Consider the following 17,609-nt stretch of genomic DNA (forward strand, 5'->3'; position numbering starts at 1 on the left):
CCTACGTGAGTACCGGACTTCCCGATTTTCGTTCAATATTCGATGCCGAGATACTTCATGAAAAAACATCGTTATCAAAGTCAACTTTTTAAACTTCATATTTAATTAGGATATGATTATTTTTTTGGTTCGTCAACAACTTCGTAGTCAGCGTCTACAACATTTTCTCTGCCTTTAGGGGCTTCGCCAGCACCAGCATCGCCTTCAGCACCTTGCGCCTGAGCCGCTTGCTCATACAGCTTCACGGAAAGTTGTTGAATGACTTCTGTCAACTCTTCTGTTGCTTTTTTGATCGCTTCGAGTTCGTTACCAGCTAGAGCAGCTGTCACTTTCTCTTTTGCAGCGTTCGCTTTGTCGATCTCGCCTTGGTCTACTTTATCACCAAGATCTTTGATCGTTTTGTCAACGGAATATACGAGTTGATCCGCTTCGTTACGAGCTTCTACAAGCTCTTTACGGATACGGTCTTCTTCAGCATGAGCTTCCGCATCTTTCACCATTTGTTCAACTTCTGCATCGCTTAAGCCGCTGGAAGAAGTGATCGTGATTTTTTGGCTTTTGCCAGTTCCTTTATCGAGTGCAGACACGTTAACGATACCATTCGCATCGATATCGAAGCTAACTTCGATTTGTGGAACACCGCGCGGAGCCGGAGGAATATCACCAAGCATGAAACGGCCTAGTGTTTTGTTCCCGCTAGCCATCGAACGCTCACCTTGAAGTACGTGAATCTCAACGCTAGTTTGGTTATCTGCATAAGTGGAGTACACTTGTGATTTCGTTGTAGGAATGGTTGTGTTGCGGTCGATCATTTTCGTGAACACACCGCCAGCTGTTTCGATACCAAGGGAAAGTGGTGTTACGTCAAGAAGAACGACGTCTTTCACTTCACCTGTCAATACACCAGCTTGAACAGCTGCACCAAGGGCAACTACTTCATCCGGGTTAACGCCTTTATGAGGCTCTTTACCAGTCAATTTTTTGATAGCTTCAACAACCGCAGGAATACGCGTGGAGCCACCAACAAGAACAACTTTATCGATTTGGCTAGTGGATAAGCCGGAATCCGAAAGTGCTTGACGAGTTGGTCCTAGTGTTCTTTCTACAAGACCAGCGGAAAGCTCTTCGAACTTAGCACGAGTTAGGTTTAACTCTAAATGCTGAGGAACGCCGTCAGCTACTGTAATGAATGGCAGGGAAACGGTAGTTGTTAGAACGCCGGAAAGCTCTTTTTTCGCTTTTTCAGCTGCATCTTTTAAACGTTGTACCGCTGCTTTATCTTTGGAAAGGTCGATGCCTTGCTCTTTTTTGAATTCAGCTACGAGGTAATCGATGATGACTTGGTCGAAGTCGTCGCCGCCAAGCTTGTTGTCTCCGCTTGTTGCTTTAACTTCAAAGAAACCATCGCCTAATTCAAGGATGGATACGTCAAACGTACCGCCACCAAGGTCATAAACGAGAATCGTTTGATCTTCTGTTTTTTCCAAACCGTAAGCAAGTGCTGCAGCAGTTGGTTCATTAACGATACGAAGAACTTCAAGACCAGCAATTTTACCAGCATCTTTCGTAGCTTGACGTTGGCTGTCATTGAAATAGGCAGGAACCGTAATAACAGCTTGAGTTACGGTTTGACCAAGGTAGGCTTCAGCGTCAGCTTTCAGCTTTTGTAGGATAATAGCTGAGATTTCTTGTGGCGTGTAATCTTTGCCATCGATGTGTTCTTTGTGGTTAGTACCAATGTGACGCTTGATGGAGCTAATTGTTTTGTCTGGGTTTGTGATTGCTTGACGTTTTGCTGTTTCACCAACAACGCGCTCGCCATCTTTCTTGAAACCAACAACGGAAGGGGTTGTACGGTTACCCTCCGGGTTAGGAATTACGACGGCTTCGCCGCCTTCCATTACGGCAACGCAAGAATTTGTTGTACCTAAGTCAATACCAATTACTTTACTCATGTAAAGCTGCCTCCTTTTGCTCCTATGGAACATTTCGTTTATTTGAATGTTGATAAAAATAAGATCTCTTACACGCTAACTTTGACCATGGCAGGTCGGATGACTTTATCTTTGAGAATGTAGCCTTTTTGCAGTTCTTCTACCACGATACCTTCTTCGTGTTCTTCGGATTCAACCTGCATAACCGCTTGGTGGAATTCCGGATTGAACGGTTGACCTACGGAATCGATCGGTTTAAGCCCTTCTGCTGTAAGCAGTTGGTCGATGCCGCGGTACGTCATATCCAAGCCTTTCACCAAAGCGTCGAAATCCTTCGTCTCTTTGCTTGAAGACAGCGCGCGATCGAAGTTATCTACAATCGGTAAAAGCTGTTCAATCAATTTAAGCGAAGCGTATTTCGCGAAATCTTCCTTCTCCGCTCTAGCGCGGCGGCGGAAGTTGTCGAAGTCCGCTTGAACGCGTAATAAACGCTGATAGTTTTCTTCTGCTTGCACACGCGCCGTTTCCAACTCGCTTACTTCTTTGGTTTCCTCAGAAACCTCCGCTTGCGAATCTTGGCCTACCGCTTCTTGTTGTTCAGCGGCTTGCTCGCCTTCGGCTGCGTATGTAGTGTTCACGTCTTGCTCGGCTGTTTTGTTATCTCCAGTACTCAATTGTCCTTCACCTCCTAAACATAATACATCATAATCTCTCTAACGTCAGTTTGCCCATCTTTAGGCCTCTTCAAAAGGCTGCTTCATCTTAATAACCGTATGAATACGCAGCACAGCGGCAGCAACTTCTCCAGCCGCTTGCAGAGCGTGAATTTTCACATCAGCTGGATCCACAATACCTGCTTCTAAGAAGTCAGTTACTTGTCCGGTATCACAATCGATACCAAGACTGTCGGTTTCCAGCGCAATCTGCGCTGCTTTCAGCTCTTCAACCTTCTCGAGCGGATTATATCCCGCATTGACGACAATCTGGGCCACCGGCTTACGAAGTGCCCCTGCGACAGCGGCAACACCGAAGCCTTCCATGCCCTTCATCGTCTCGCGGACGCGCTCGAGATCATGGGCGACCGCCATCTCCGCGGCGCCGCCTCCGGGCAAGTACCCGCCGCGTACGGCGGCTTGAACGGCTGACGCAGCGTCCTTCGCGATGCGCGAGCGCTCGTGCGCCGCTTCGCGTGTCGCGGCGCCAACAATCACGGTCACGTGCTGCTCCCCGTGACCGCGCGCAACGCGCACACGCTCCAGGCGCTCGTCGTACGCGGCATAGCCTGCGTGCCCGAGGGCAGCGCTGAGCTCCGGCGCGCTCTTACGCAGCGCTGTGCGCCGAACCGGCCTAGCGCCGGTGTGCTCGCTCAGCAGCTGCATGTCCCTGCGGGACAGCCGCTGCAGCACGATAATGCCATGGTCGGAGCAGAACTGCTCCGCCTCGGGGTCAACCCCGCGGTCTGATGCGATAAGACCGACGCCAAGCTCCAGCAGCGAGCCTAGGCTGCTGCGGAACTGCTCCCGCAGCTGCATGTAGCGCTGGAAGCCTGCCTCGGTGACCAGCGCTTCTTCGCTGACCGCCTCAGGCTCCAGAGCATCATGCAGAACGAGGATTCGAGCATCGCGCAGCTCATGCTCGAGATGCAGGTTCATCGGCTTCTGATTCAGCAGAATGCCGGTCCATACCTCGCTGCTCGCCTCTTCATGGGCGAGCACACTGTCTGCGAAGCGGTAGCCGTCTTCTCGAAGCTTCGCTTCACCGACTGCTTCGGCGGCCTGAACGATGAGCTTTGCGATGTCCGCCTGCTCCCTACCGGCGGTGATAGCAATACGCTTCAGCGCGCTATCACCTAGGCCGACAATCGCGCGGCTTCGGCTTTGTAAGCTTTTTACCGCCAGCTCGATGCCTTGCAGCATTCCGCTGACGACCTTTGCGACCGGTACGCCGCGCGTCACCTGAGCGACACCTTCTTGCACCAAAGCTCCAGCAAGAACCGTTGCCGTCGTTGTACCGTCGCCGATTTGGCGCTGCTGGCTGCGTGCGACCTGAATCATCAACCTAGCCGCAGGATGAGTGACGTCCATTTTTTCCAAAATAGTTACACCATCATTGGTAATAATGACTTCACCCTGCCCACCAACTAACATGGTATCGAGTCCTTTGGGTCCAAGTGTCCCCTCGACTGCAGAACAAATCGCTCTTACGGCAGCAGCATTGTTGACCAGCGTAGAGTAACGTTCCTCACCCTCGCTATGAACTGTTTTCATTCCGCTCATTTGCCATACCAACGCCCAAGAACGACTTCTAGATGCTTCGACAAATGCTCCATTAAGCTAATGACCCTGCCGTATTCCATACGGGTAGGACCCAAAATCCCTATCGTTCCAAGAGGCTTATCACCGATCGAATACGAGGCCGTTATTAAGCTGCAATTATTGATAGCTTCAATACTATTTTCAGCACCAATTTTAATCTCAATGCCTTCATTTGATGATGTAAACAATTTGATGAGGGTTGGGGCTTCTTCCAATAGATCAAAGATGCTCTTGACCTTGTCAACATCCTTGAACTCGGGCTGGGTCAACATATTCGTCATACCGCTTAGGAAAACGCGATCCTTCTCATTGCTTTGAAGTACGCTTTCCACAACCGCAAGAAGCTCTTGATACCCGTTCACATACTTGCTTAACTCGCTCGAAATTTCATTATAAAGCCTGGATTTAAACTCTATCAACGGTACATTTTTAAGCTTTGCATTCAGAATATTAACGACCTTCTCGATCTCAGACATCCGTATGCCTTCAGGAATGGAAACTGTTTTATTCTCCACATGACCCGTATTCATAACAATAATGGCAACGGCTGTCGTTTCTGAAAGCGGGATAATCTGTAGGTGTTTCAGCGTTGTACTGAATACCTCAGGGCCAAGCACGATCGATGTATAATTCGTAAGACTGGAGAGCATTCCCGCAACATGCTGGATCACACCTTCCATCTCTTGAATGCGTTCGGCAAAAGCACCCTTCATGGAGTCCAAATCGTTATTATGCAAGGTACCATGTTGAAGCAAATGATCGACATAATAGCGATAACCTTTGTGTGAGGGTATACGACCTGCGGACGTATGGGGCTGCTCCAAATAACCCATTTCTTCGAGATCAGACATTTCGTTACGGATCGTCGCCGGACTGAATCCGACATTGCCCCGCTTCGAAATACTTCGCGAACCAATTGGCTCTGCTGAACGAACATAATCATCAATGATTGCACTTAAAATCATGCGCTGACGCTCCGTCAACATAAGGTACCCCTCCTCTTCACAAATCACTATTTGCCACTTTCGTTAGCACTCGTATTTAGTGAGTGCTAAATCCTAATACAAAAATAACAGACCCTAAGGTCTGTTGTCAAGTCAATCCAAACGTTTAAGTACGGCGATTTCATCGCAGCAATACTGTTTTTTGCAATGCATACAATCTTTCCAAACCTTCTCTGGGAAAATCTCTTTTGGCACGAGGGTAAAGCCGTTTTTCTGGAAAAAAGCTACTTCATACGTGAGCGCCATCACTTTAATAATTCCTTGGCTCCTTGCTTCTTCAACTAAGAAGTTCACAAGTTTTCCGCCGATTCCTTGCCCCTTGTAGCCTTGTGTCATCCCAAGTGAGCGAATCTCAACAAGATCAGGCCCAAGTCGTGTAAGGGAACCGCAGCCAATCAGCAAGCCATCCGATTCAGCGACAACAAAAGTGTCGATCTGCTCCTCCAGCATCTCTTTGCTCCGCGGCAGCATAATCCCTTGCTTGGCATAGCCTTGTATAATATCATGCAGCTTCTCAATATCACTTATCGAAGCTTTTCTAACGGACACTGTAGTTGATAGATTCACTGTCATCCCACCAATCGCAACAAAATGCATAAAACCCACGCTAGCGCCACTACGGCTTTGCCGCTGATTCGCTTGTGGATTCATGTATAAATATACAATAAACCGTATATTTGCACAAGAGTTTTTTGCATCAAACAGGTCTCTCTATGTTACTCGCCTAGGCAAGGAACGAAGCAAAGACTTCGTTGCCAAGCAGGATGCCATGTTTGGACAGTCGATACCCATCCGGCGTTTGTTCAAGAAGCTGTTTTCGCAGCCAGCCATTCAAGGTCTCTCCGAATTGTGATTCGATGGTGATTCCGAATTGATCGATGAAATCCGCGTTCCGCACACCTTCCAGTAATCGCAAACCAACCATCATGAAGTCTTCCATAGCTTCCTGCCGCGTTACCTCAAATTGTTCCATAATCGGCAAGCCTACCTTAGCAGCATCGATATATGGTTGAATTCCCTTCACGTTCACATGACGCTGGCCATTCATATACCCATGAGCCCCTGCTCCGAGTCCATAGTAGGAGCGATTGCGCCAGTACATCGAGTTGTGTCTGCTCTCTCGACCTGGTTTAGCGAAGTTGCTGATTTCATATTGCTTATAACCTGCTGCCTCTAACCTCTTCATGATGAGTTCGTACATATCGACTTCCTCATCTTCACTTGGAAGAGGCAGTTGATTCTTATTGAACAATGTGTGAAACAATGTATTCTCTTCTACTTTTAGACTATAGATGGAGTAATGCTGCAGATCCAGAGATAAAGCCTCATCCAATGTAGCCTGCATGATTTCCACGGTTTGTTTGGGAAGCCCGAACATCAAGTCAATGGAAAGGTTATTGAATCCAAGCTTTTTGGCATTCGCGATGCTTCGATGCACGTCATCTGTATTATGAATGCGTCCAATCGCGGCAAGCAAATCATTATTGAAAGATTGCACACCGAAACTAATCCGATTGACACCGCCTTCTTTCATAACGGCCAGTTTATCTTCGTCCGTCGTTCCTGGGTTTGCTTCCATGGAAAACTCGACTTCTGCGCTATCTGCTGGGAAATACGTACGAACCATGCGCAGAAACCGCTCCATTTGATCAGGAAGTAGTACAGTTGGCGTTCCCCCGCCAACGAAAATCGTTTCCACCTTAATCGGTGGATTATTCTTAACCGTAAGTTCCATCTCGCGCTCGAGCGCATCCAGATACTCCATAACGGGCTGGCCTTTGAGGACATAAGAGTTGAAATCGCAATAATGGCATTTGTTTGTGCAAAAAGGGATATGAATGTACACAGCGGTTGGGGCCGTATAGGTTACTAACATAGGGGGTATTTCCTTTCTATCTAGGATAAACAACTCCGCCGGCCTCAGGGACGGGCGGTTTGTCAAGGTTGATGCAAAGCAAAGTATAAAACTTATACTTTGTATCAATTAAGAAAAAGCCAAGGGGCAGAGTTACTCTGCCACCCCAGCTTCTCATTCATTTCGATCTATTCTTCGATTTCATTTCAATCTATTCGTCGATTTTAAGAACAGCCATGAACGCTTCTTGCGGCACTTCTACGCTGCCGACTTGCTTCATGCGTTTCTTACCTTCTTTTTGCTTATCAAGGAGCTTACGTTTCCTTGAGATGTCACCGCCGTAACATTTGGCGAGTACGTTTTTACGCATCGCTTTAACCGTCTCACGAGCTACGATCTTTTGTCCAATCGCCGCTTGGATCGGCACCTCGAACATTTGCCGCGGTATCAGTTCCTTCAGCTTATCACAAATGATTTTGCCGCGATGATACGCGGTATCACGGTGAACGATGAAGGAGAGAGCATCCACTTGCTCGGCATTCAAAAGAATGTCCATTTTAACGAGATTCGATTTCTTGTAGCCAGACACTTCATAGTCAAATGAAGCATAGCCCTTTGTTCTTGACTTCAACATATCGAAGAAATCATATACGATCTCGGATAACGGAATTTCGTAAGTTAATGTTACACGATTAGTATCCAGATATTCCATGTTCATATATTCACCGCGTTTGCCTTGGCAAAGCTCCATAATTGTTCCTACATAATCATTTGGAACAATAACCGATGCTTTGACATAAGGCTCTTCGACGAAGTCAATTCGCTGTGGATCTGGATAGTTCGATGGGTTATCGATTTCCATCACATCGCCATTCGTTAATGTGATGCGATATATAACGCTTGGCGCCGTCGTAATTAACGGAATATTGAACTCACGCTCAATCCGCTCCTGAATAATTTCCATATGCAGCAGACCCAAGAATCCGCAGCGGAAGCCAAAACCTAAAGCTGTAGATGTTTCCGGTTCAAAACGTAGGGAAGCATCATTCAGCTCCAGCTTCTGCAAAGCTTCGCGCAGATCGTTGTAATCCGTTGTTTCGATCGGATACAGTCCGCAGAACACCATCGGGTTGATTCGGCGATAACCTGGCAGAGCTTCAGGCGCCGGCCGATCCGCTTCGGTAACCGTGTCCCCGACTCGAGTATCCCCTACATTTTTGATACCAGCTACAACGAATCCAACATCTCCGACCTCAAGGGAAGGAACGGATGACATTCTCGGTTTGAAAGCCCCGACTTCAATAACTTCAAACACCTTGTTCGTCGCCATCATTTTAATTTTGGAGCCCGCTTTGATCGAACCATCAACGACACGCACATAAACGATAACGCCTTTGTAGCTATCGTAATGGGAATCGAAGATCAATGCTTTCAGTGGATTGTCCGGATTTCCTTGTGGAGCCGGCACTTTCTCACAAATTTGCTCGATAATCTCTTTAATCCCAATACCGGCTTTCGCGGAAGCATGAACAGCCTCGCTGGCATCGAGTCCGATAACGTCCTCGATTTCCTGCTTCACTTTGTCAGGATCAGCACTAGGTAAATCGATTTTATTGATAACAGGTAAAATTTCTAAATTATTTTCCAATGCCAGGTACACGTTGGCAAGCGTTTGCGCTTCGATACCTTGTGCAGCGTCTACAACCAGCAGCGCACCTTCACAAGCGGCAAGACTTCGGGAAACCTCGTATGTAAAGTCTACATGTCCCGGTGTATCAATTAAATTAAGAATATAATCGACGCCATTGTCAGCACGATAAGCCAATCTAACCGCCTGAAGTTTAATCGTAATTCCGCGTTCCCGCTCCAAATCCATCTGGTCCAGAACTTGCTCCTGCATCTCACGCGATGATAACGCGCCCGTATATTCTAGTATGCGGTCGGCAAGTGTTGACTTGCCATGATCGATATGAGCGATAATTGAAAAGTTGCGAATTCTTTGTTGTCTTTCTCGAATGTCCGTCATGCTAAAGACTAACCCCCACTACATGCAAATAATTTTCATTATAGCAGTTGTGGGAAGTTGCAGCAATGTACCCCTTAACCTTTCCCTAAGACGGCATCAAACAAGGACACGAATAACTTGATTCCGTGATGCGAAGCAATCTGCAGAAAGTCCCCTAATTTATTACCGACATGATTCAATGAATCATCGTGATCAGCAACCGGTTCCGACTTCTTTTCAGCCTCTGGTTTCACGGCAGTCTTAGCTTTGGCTGCTGTATCTCCTTTGGCCGCCTCAGTTGGTGACGCTTTTACCGTGGTCGCTTTCCCAGGTAGTGTTTTGACAGCTGCCTCCTGCACAGCTTTAGAGGAAGGCTGAGGCCCCTGAATGCGTTCCATCCCGCTCGACGCCAAACTGACTCCGAATAAAATACAGAACAACAGCAAGAGTCCAAACAAACCTACTTTGATATAAAAGTGCCTCAGCCTCATTTTGGGATCCTCCTTAGAGTTTTCGTAAGAAAACTGGCATCGTAAGCATTAACTAAGTTTTGCTTTAGCAAAACTTTCTACGACTGCTTAGGGGTAATAACCGGTGCGTCCACTTTTTTCGCGTTCAAAATCACCTCTGAAATAGCTTCCGCCAACCAGTCTGTTGTTCGATAGCACTCTTCGAGGGAATTGTACGGGCCGCCGACTTCAATCAATATATTATTAGGCGAAAAGCTCTGATTATATAAACCATTGCCTTCACTGGCTTCTTTTGCGTGAATTCCTTTGGATATGCCGGGATGTTTGGCCTCTAACACTTGGTGAATCTTGTTGGCGAATTCCTCATTCTTTTTCCAATTTGGATTTTTACCGCCGATGATGAAGTACACCTGAGCATAATCTTTGCCATCAAAGGTTGCAGTCGTTTTATTACGTGCAGCGGAATCCCGATGAATATCGAAATAATATTGCAAATCCGGATGTGCAACTGCTGCTTCCTGCAATGTTTTCAATGAATATTTGTAGGAGTATGGATATTCGAAATTTTTGACAGTACTCGGATAGACCGTTTTGGAATGTACGGCACCAATGCCGTCCTTCTCCAAATTTTGAGCTAATCTTTGACCTACGGAAATGATATTCACCTTATCGCTATAAGCCTTGTCAGGATCCGTAACACCTCTTAACTCCGGCAAAAAAGACTCATTGCTATGCGTTTGATAAATGAAAGCTATATTATCTCCCGCGGTTCTTGGCGGTTGCCCCGTTGCGTTTGTAATCGGTGCAGCCCCCCCCACAGGTGAAGGTTCTGGTGATGGAGATGGCTGAGGATTCTTTGCATCTGCCTCCAAATCAAGGGAGCTTGGGGGGCCGTAATCAATAGGATCACTTGGATTTGACGCACTCCCTCTTACCAATACCGTCGTCTTATTGGCATCCATCCCTGGCACTTCACTGGCGACAAGACTTTTAGGGTCGTTCGGATTGATATCCGTCAAGAACTGGAAAGCGAAATGAAACACATTATGCTGAGAAAATGTAAATTTCTTCTGATCTGTATGTAGATGAGGCACTTCCATGCCCAGCATATCGATAAAAAACTGATTCGTGACGGAAGCAGCTAAGCTCTTCATAGATGAAACTGGCGAAGTCGTCATGACTCTATTCTGTAAGAAGCCACCTACGCCAATAAGAACAAATAGAGCTAATGTGCCGAAGCTGAGTATAAAAAATGTTTTTCCGACGGAACTTGCGCTCTGAAACGTTTTACGAACATGGCTGAGATTCAAAGTAGCTGATGTCCATTTCATAGTTTGATTCCTCCTAATCTATCTTACTTTAATCTATGAAACGAGCTCCTTCGATAGAACCCAAAACGATAGAATTTTTCTGATAGAGGGAAAAAGAAGCGCAAATAAACCTGAGACGCTCCTCAGGTTCTTCAGTCGATCCTTACACGGTGACTGCAGTTAAAGCTTGTTTTCTTCAAAATCACCTGTCGCCTCATGAAAGGGAACGTAGATACTTATTTGGGGCTAAATTGGACTTTTTCATGTCTAGGCGGAACGACAATCTCTTAATTTCTCCTTTGACCGCAGTAAATCAGCCAAAATGGCAAAATAACGCTTCTACGCTCCTCTACTTACCTAAAAGTGCAGCTATTTGATAAATAGCGCTTCGCAGTTCCCCTTAGATCGACCTCTTGCGCCTGCACGCAAAAAAGAACCCCTTGCGGGGTTCTTAGGTTTATCTTATTAATGCTACGCGAGAGATTCGAAATCAAATGACCCTTTGGCCACAATCGTTACCCCACTCGTTTTATTCAGAACAGTGGGTCCGTTATATAATTTGAGCAGCGTCTTGTCACTCGGTTTATGTTTATTGTCTGTGGTTGGTCGGTTACGAACTTTCTTCATGTGCTTCAGCATAAATAATCCTTCCTTTCACAATGGATTTGAGTGAAGACACGAGCTTCGCATTTCTTTCCGATAACTCCATCATAACTTGATGATGATTGCGCGCGGGAATATCCGTCCTTGTCTTGAAATGTATGGATGAAACAATGGTCGGATGCAGCTTAATGCAGTAAATGTATTCAAACTCGCCATCTTCTTTATCCTTGGCTTGCCCCAGGTAGATGTTCGTATCCTTGCCCCGGTAACATTCAGCTAGGTAGCTAGTTGGGTCATTGACGTTGAAACTGTGGTTATTACTAACCTGACCAGCACGGCCAAACTGCTGCAAGGTGATACCATCTTCGAGAAGCTCAAAGAGCGTTGCCGCAGTCACTTCTTGGAGCTCAATTATACCACAATTTGTATCAAATGTCTTATGGAATTTATCCAATACGCGATCATAATCCACACTGGATACACTAAGTGAATCCAAGGCGTCGAATAAAAAACTGCGTATAGCATCGTTCTTCTTCATATCGGATAGCTTGAACCGATTCTTATGAACACCGATACTATGTTTAATCGGGTAGAGGTGAGGACCTGCTAGCTCCGCAATTCCCGAAATGGCCTGCTGATCATCGATTCGCAGCGGGTTGTAACCCTCCAGATACTCAGGCAGTTCACAACTCCTAGACATCACTATGAACGTGCGGCTGTGGCCCAATTCTCCGATACAAAGGCCTATCAATACGAGTATATTACCGTAAACCAAGGGATCATGACAATCTGCATGCGTGATAATAAGAAGGGCAAAGTCCGTCTCTTCGATATGCTTTTTTAGCATTTTCAATTTATGATTGGACGCCGTAAGCACACCCTGATTAATAACCGTAACCTCGGATGAAGACGACAACTGCGCTTGATAGAATTCAGCCCAGAGCGAACTTGCGGGGGAGCAGCCTATAAATATCTTTGGTTTCATTTCTCTCTCAGCCCTAACTCTTTGAGCATTTGCTTCACAACGAAAGTTGCCGGTCCTAGGCCGGCCATTAGCCCAGAGGAATGATTCGCATCATAGGTAAGTGGCGTTAGGCCGATTAAATCGGAGGCTATATGTAATTTTTCTTTTTCCGGAATTAGAAAGTACGTTCGCTCTAGACCTATTTGTCCAATAAATAGACCGAGTTCCAAAATAACATTGTCACGTACTGTGCTTACCAATGAATCTCTCAAAAGTGTCAAATCATTAGGTTGGAAGACAAAGATAGCAAAATCACTAGACTTCGCCTGCTTAATAAGTGGAGCCAAGGTTGTATGTGAAGGAGGGAATAGCAATTGACTCCAAACCGTTACATCAAATGAAAAATGGAGATTAGACTGCAAAGCCTCTGCTACTTCAACACTTTCAGCAGATGACCCTATGAATAGCTTCGCTTTATGTGTGCTGCTCAACAGAACCACGTCCTCATTTAAGTTGATCGTCCCTTATTTCGACGCCCCCCTCCTTATTCCTTCCAAATTACGTAAAAATGAACAAAAAGAAAGAACTGCATCCACGCATTTAGTGGACACAGTTCTTAAAATCATTTAGTGCGTATAAGCCGCAACATTATCAACACTTACGGCATCGTGTAAGGCAGCGTTTAAGCCGCTAGCAATAATATTGGCGATGTCTTCAATAAACTGGTCGATCTCCTTCGGCGTGACAAGCAAATCGTGTCCTACGGGGTTTAGCACCTCTTTCACAAGCATTAGGCGCTCTTCCTCCTGCATACCGTCCAGCAAGCCTAGGATCTGCCCTGTATTTCGCGTCTGCTCGCTAAAATGTTTTTGCATCAGGTCAAAGGCATTATTCACGATGGTCGATGCATACACAACGGTCGGGACTCCAATAGCAACCACGGGAATGCCAAGGTTTTCTTTCGTCAACCCCTTGCGTTTGTTTCCGATGCCTGAGCCTGGATGAATGCCCGTATCCGCGATTTGAATAGTCGTATTCACGCGGTCTAGGGATCTGGAGGCCAGCGCATCAATGGCGATAATGAAATCAGGTTTGGACATATCAACGATCCCCTGAACGATATCACTGCTCTCAATCCCCGTTGTTCCAAGCACCCCTGGCGCTACAGCGCTGACAGCCCTATACCCTGGACTAACATCATCCGGAACTAATTCAAAGTAATGACGAGTGACCATTACGTTATCCACAACTAGGGGACCAAGCGCATCGGGTGTCACATTGGAGTTGCCCAGACCGATAACGAGCGCTTTTGCATGCTTGGGGATGCCGATGTCACGCAGAAACTGTTCAAACTCCTGAGCTAATTTGGTGGCGACGCGGTCTTGCAATTGGCTGTCTTTCTCCCGAAGCGCAGGTACTTCTATCGTTATATAATGACCGAGAAGCTTACCAAGCGCTTTGGAGCCCTCTTCGTTCAGAACGTTGATCTTGGTAACTCGTATCCCGTTTTCACGTGTCGACTCCTGTTCAATGCCAGGTATCGGTTGCCCCTGATTGGCTGCATGAGCCATATCCCTTGCATCTAGCGCAAGATCCGTATGTGTTGTAAAAGAGCCTAAGTCCATTGAAGTTCCCCTTTCTCAGGTGCATTGCATCCCTTATTGTGCTACGATTTACAACCACTTATACAAAAACAAAGACCACTGAAAACCTATTGACAGGTCTTGCATTTTCAATAGTTGCATGGTAGAATACTTAAAGTTGTCAGCAAACAAACAAATGTAACGTTGAACCGTGTTTTGTAAGTAGGAGGTGAATTTCATGCCAAACATTAAATCCGCTATTAAACGAGTAAAAGTTAGCGAAAAGCGCCGTCTTCGTAACGCTTCCCAAAAGTCCGCTCTGCGTACTGCGGTGAAAGCTTTCGAAACAGCTGTAAGCCCAGAAGCTCTAATTAACGCTTCCAAGAAATTAGACAAAGCAGCTTCTAAAGGTTTAATCCATAAAAATGCCGCTAACCGCAAGAAGTCCCGTCTGGCTAAAAAGCTGAACGCTCTTACGGCTCAAGCGTAATAAAACGGACATAAAGCAAAAGTCCAGTTCTCTTCACAGAGAGCTGGACTTTTTACTTTTTGAAAAGCCGCCCTCCTAGGCAGCAAGCCTAAGAAGGAACAACTCCAAACCTAACACTTTATCGATTTTCCCCGTTTTCATTTGGAAATCGAGGTCCGCAAGCTGCGACATAATTCTGCTCAGCTTCTCAATATCGTATTTGCGCGCCTGCCCTTCAGCCACCTTCACGGCAAAGGGATGCAAACCGATCTGTGAAGCCATTTGCTGCTGGGAATAGCCTTGTTTACTTAGCTCCTTCACCTGCAGCATGATGCGGAACTGTCTTGCGATGAGCGCCGCGATTTTGATTGGCTCCTCACGCTGCTTCAGCAGCTCCTCAAGAATAACGAAGGCACGTTCCAGCCTTACATTTACAATGTCTTCTATAAGAATGAAGACGTTCTGTTCTGTACTGCGGGCTACCAATTGATCGATTACATCAACCGATGCTTCCGCACCGACTCCAACATATAAAGAAATCTTCTCAATTTCTGCGGATAAGGATTGCAAATTCCCGCCGGTGTATAAGATCAGTTGATCGGCGGCTTCCCCCGTTAACGTAAACCCCAGCTGCTGAGCTTGTTTGGCGACCCATTGCTGCAATTCTTCTGGGCTCAATGATAGGAAGGGAACCGCCGCTTCAAGGTCCTTGAGTGCCTTCACTATCTTCTTACGCTCGTCCAATTTATCTGCATCTACTGTAAACACCACGACGGTATGTTCCGCTGGAGATTTCAAATAATCCGTCAAACGATCCAAGTGATGTTCAATCTTCGAACTTTCCTTCGCCCCTGTGAAAAACAGTGCATTCTTCGCGATAACTAGCTTCTTCGGAACCATAAAGGGAAGGGTCTCCGCATCCTCCAGCACCGCAGCGAGACTAATCTCACTCAAATCAAATTTACTCACTGCAAACTCTTTGTGCTCGGGTTCAATGAGCAAATCCGTTAATACCTGAATAAATTCCCTCATCTTATATTTCTCAGGACCGTAGCACAAATAAACCGGTGCAGGGCGCCCTGCTTGTATATCTTTCAATGCTCTCTTTGCGTCCATAGCTAGCGTTCACTCCTTGCTTACATTTTACCAACAACAAAGGGATTACGTCAAAGCCCGAAGACCTTGAAGTAATCCCTTTGTTTGTCTATTTAAACACCGGTTAAAGGCTCTAGAAACCTTATACCGTGTGGACACCACCAAAGTATTGCCGCTTCCTTATCCTACAGCATACGCTAGAACCGTCACATTGGTGCATTCGTATCACAAATTTACTTAGCTACTTCCTCTTTCGCATTTAAATCAATGAGAAAAGTGTGAAGTGAGCCTTCGCTTTGAACTTGATAAAATATTTTGTCGTCCTTAGACCATTCTACTAGCGTGATAAGATCACCAGACTTCCAAACTTGCTTGGACGCAAAAACCACTTCGTGGGTAGAGCTGTTTCGGATCACGACATGCTGCTCTTCAACAACAGCCTCGAAAGCGCCCGTTGCTGATTTTAACGTATTCGCATCGATAGGTGCTGTCAAAGAATATATGCCTCCAACATCTCCACCCTTTTTGGCAACTGGCGTAGGAGTTGGATCCGTCGTTTTCAATACCTTTTGCTCTTCCGGCGGGTTATTTGGAGTTACATTGCTGGCCGGCGGATTCGTCGATACAGGGTCCGATTCCTTCTTCACATTAGTCCCAGCGGAAGCCGAATCTTTCATCCGTTCAGGCTCTGAGGTAGAAGGCGCCTGACGCAAACCATCCGTACCTTTCGTCGTCCCAGATGTACTCAGCGTTTGTGGCTCCTCCAGCTTCGCATCTGTTGTAGCTTGCGGCCCCACTAGCCCATTTCCCGTCGTTGAATCCGGCACTGCTTTCTCTTGCCCGAATGACTCAGCGGCCGGAGCATTAGGTGCCACCTGTTTCGCGTCTGCACTGTCTGCTGCCTTTTTCTTGACAGTATCTTGTGCGGCATTTGGATCGGAGGCTGCCGTACTGCGCATTTGTCCGGCACTCTGATTCTCAGATGCAGCCTTTGGCTGCAGCAAACCATCTGCTTGATCCAGTATAGGATGCTTCAGATTAAATGCGAAGAAACCAAGGATGAGACCTGCGGCAACGACACCACCAGCGAATTTCCAGGAGAACTGTGATCCTAAACGGCGTGTCCAAGGGAGTTTGGGAGGCTGCACAGAAGCTGTCTGGTTAGCATGGGTGCCGAAAGCAGCCACCTTGTCGGTAATGGACGCCGCGGCATGTCTATCTATATCAGCCAGCTGCGGCATGATAGCATCGACCAAACTGTATGGAGGAACGACCTTTGGTAACTGGGTCAGTTCATCGGACAATCTTTGTAAACGTTCAAACATCTGTGCACAGTCCAAACAATGCATCAGGTGAGCATGAAGTTCAGCTTCCTCTTTTGCATCTAAATCCCCATCCAGCTGTCTTTGCATAAATTCCATCACCTCTTGACAATTCATCCCCGAACACCTCCTTTCTGATATTCTTGGAGCAGCGACTGTAATTGCTGTCTAGCTCGAAATAAGTAAGACTTCACCGTGTTTAACGGTAAGTTAAGAGATTCTGCAATTTCATGATACGAAAAGTCCTGCAAATAACGGAGAACAACAACAGATCGATGGTGTTCGGGAAGCTTTTCGATTGCTTCTCTAATATCTTTGGCTAAATAGCCAATTAACATTTCCTGTTCAACATTATGCTCTGCTGTAAAGGTCATATCATGCTCATCAATCGAAACCGTTGGTTTCGCTTTGCGAAATTTATCGATGCAGATGTTCGTTACAATCCGCTGTACCCACGTCTTGAAGAGCGCTTTTTCTTCATAGGAATTAATTTTTGTATAAATCCGAAGGAGTGCCTCCTGTGAAGCATCGAGGGCATCCTGTTCATTATTCAAAATATAATAAGCGGTTCGGTAAACGTGAGACTCAATTTCTCGCAATAGGGTAATGAGAGCATCACGATCACCGGCTTGTGCAGATCTTACCAGTTCGGGTGCTACCACTGGGATCCCTCCCTCTTG

The 17,609-nt window shown here is 46.4% G+C and carries 17 protein-coding genes; 1 reads left to right on the forward strand and 16 read right to left on the reverse strand.

The window, feature by feature from the left end; genetic code table 11:
• Positions 1 to 116 precede the first annotated feature (116 nt).
• From dnaK to gpr, 13 genes are all read right to left on the reverse strand, one after another.
• Positions 117 to 1,955 carry a molecular chaperone DnaK gene (dnaK, locus tag AC58UU_RS08660; RefSeq protein ID WP_497314712.1) on the reverse strand — a complete coding sequence of 613 codons (1,839 nt, stop codon included), beginning with the start codon at positions 1,953 to 1,955 and terminating at the stop codon, positions 117 to 119.
• A 68-nt stretch (positions 1,956 to 2,023) separates the two neighbouring features.
• Positions 2,024 to 2,608, reverse strand: coding sequence for a nucleotide exchange factor GrpE (grpE, locus tag AC58UU_RS08665; protein ID WP_171643710.1), 585 nt, complete (start codon positions 2,606 to 2,608; stop codon positions 2,024 to 2,026).
• A 60-nt stretch (positions 2,609 to 2,668) separates the two neighbouring features.
• The gene (locus AC58UU_RS08670; RefSeq protein WP_497314714.1) at positions 2,669 to 4,210 is read right to left on the reverse strand and encodes a TCP-1/cpn60 chaperonin family protein; all 1,542 of its coding nucleotides are present in this window, start codon (positions 4,208 to 4,210) and stop codon (positions 2,669 to 2,671) included.
• A complete protein-coding gene (gene hrcA / locus AC58UU_RS08675) occupies positions 4,207 to 5,235 on the reverse strand; it encodes a heat-inducible transcriptional repressor HrcA (protein ID WP_171643709.1) in 1,029 nt (342 codons plus the stop codon). Before hrcA ends, AC58UU_RS08670 begins: the two co-directional genes overlap by 4 nt.
• A 111-nt stretch (positions 5,236 to 5,346) precedes the next feature.
• Positions 5,347 to 5,826: an N-acetyltransferase gene (locus tag AC58UU_RS08680; protein ID WP_056838688.1), complete on the reverse strand. Its 480-nt coding sequence runs from the start codon at positions 5,824 to 5,826 to the stop codon at positions 5,347 to 5,349.
• 151 nt (positions 5,827 to 5,977) lie between these two features.
• Entirely contained in the window at positions 5,978 to 7,129 is a 1,152-nt protein-coding gene (hemW, locus tag AC58UU_RS08685; protein ID WP_497314716.1) for a radical SAM family heme chaperone HemW, read from the reverse strand.
• A gap of 190 nt (positions 7,130 to 7,319) precedes the next feature.
• Positions 7,320 to 9,134 (reverse strand): translation elongation factor 4, encoded by a 1,815-nt coding sequence (gene lepA, locus AC58UU_RS08690; protein ID WP_171643707.1) that lies wholly within the window; start codon positions 9,132 to 9,134, stop codon positions 7,320 to 7,322.
• Between the two features lie 74 nt (positions 9,135 to 9,208).
• Positions 9,209 to 9,604 carry a DUF3679 domain-containing protein gene (locus tag AC58UU_RS08695; RefSeq protein ID WP_497314718.1) on the reverse strand — a complete coding sequence of 132 codons (396 nt, stop codon included), beginning with the start codon at positions 9,602 to 9,604 and terminating at the stop codon, positions 9,209 to 9,211.
• A 77-nt stretch (positions 9,605 to 9,681) separates the two neighbouring features.
• A complete protein-coding gene (gene spoIIP / locus AC58UU_RS08700) occupies positions 9,682 to 10,914 on the reverse strand; it encodes a stage II sporulation protein P (protein ID WP_497314720.1) in 1,233 nt (410 codons plus the stop codon).
• A 450-nt stretch (positions 10,915 to 11,364) separates the two neighbouring features.
• Complete coding sequence (locus tag AC58UU_RS08705; protein WP_307444445.1) at positions 11,365 to 11,532, reverse strand: hypothetical protein; 168 nt, start codon at positions 11,530 to 11,532, stop codon at positions 11,365 to 11,367.
• A complete protein-coding gene (locus AC58UU_RS08710; protein WP_497314723.1) occupies positions 11,504 to 12,481 on the reverse strand; it encodes a TIR domain-containing protein in 978 nt (325 codons plus the stop codon). Before AC58UU_RS08710 ends, AC58UU_RS08705 begins: the two co-directional genes overlap by 29 nt.
• Positions 12,478 to 12,951, reverse strand: a complete 474-nt coding sequence (locus AC58UU_RS08715; RefSeq protein WP_497314725.1) for a nucleotide-binding protein — start codon at positions 12,949 to 12,951, stop codon at positions 12,478 to 12,480. Before AC58UU_RS08715 ends, AC58UU_RS08710 begins: the two co-directional genes overlap by 4 nt.
• A 135-nt stretch (positions 12,952 to 13,086) precedes the next feature.
• A complete protein-coding gene (gene gpr / locus AC58UU_RS08720; RefSeq protein WP_497314727.1) occupies positions 13,087 to 14,085 on the reverse strand; it encodes a GPR endopeptidase in 999 nt (332 codons plus the stop codon).
• A 196-nt stretch (positions 14,086 to 14,281) separates the two neighbouring features.
• Between gpr and rpsT the strand changes: the two genes are divergently transcribed.
• Complete coding sequence (gene rpsT / locus AC58UU_RS08725) at positions 14,282 to 14,533, forward strand: 30S ribosomal protein S20 (RefSeq protein ID WP_028557986.1); 252 nt, start codon at positions 14,282 to 14,284, stop codon at positions 14,531 to 14,533.
• Between the two features lie 75 nt (positions 14,534 to 14,608).
• Here rpsT and holA read toward each other — a convergent pair whose 3' ends face one another.
• From holA to AC58UU_RS08740, 3 genes are all read right to left on the reverse strand, one after another.
• The gene (gene holA, locus AC58UU_RS08730) at positions 14,609 to 15,628 is read right to left on the reverse strand and encodes a DNA polymerase III subunit delta (protein ID WP_497314729.1); all 1,020 of its coding nucleotides are present in this window, start codon (positions 15,626 to 15,628) and stop codon (positions 14,609 to 14,611) included.
• Between the two features lie 212 nt (positions 15,629 to 15,840).
• Positions 15,841 to 17,046: an anti-sigma factor gene (locus AC58UU_RS08735; protein WP_497314730.1), complete on the reverse strand. Its 1,206-nt coding sequence runs from the start codon at positions 17,044 to 17,046 to the stop codon at positions 15,841 to 15,843.
• Positions 17,043 to 17,591 carry an RNA polymerase sigma factor gene (locus AC58UU_RS08740; RefSeq protein WP_056838612.1) on the reverse strand — a complete coding sequence of 183 codons (549 nt, stop codon included), beginning with the start codon at positions 17,589 to 17,591 and terminating at the stop codon, positions 17,043 to 17,045. Before AC58UU_RS08740 ends, AC58UU_RS08735 begins: the two co-directional genes overlap by 4 nt.
• Positions 17,592 to 17,609 lie beyond the last annotated feature (18 nt).

This window comes from Paenibacillus sp. JT22N1 (genome assembly GCF_059692155.1).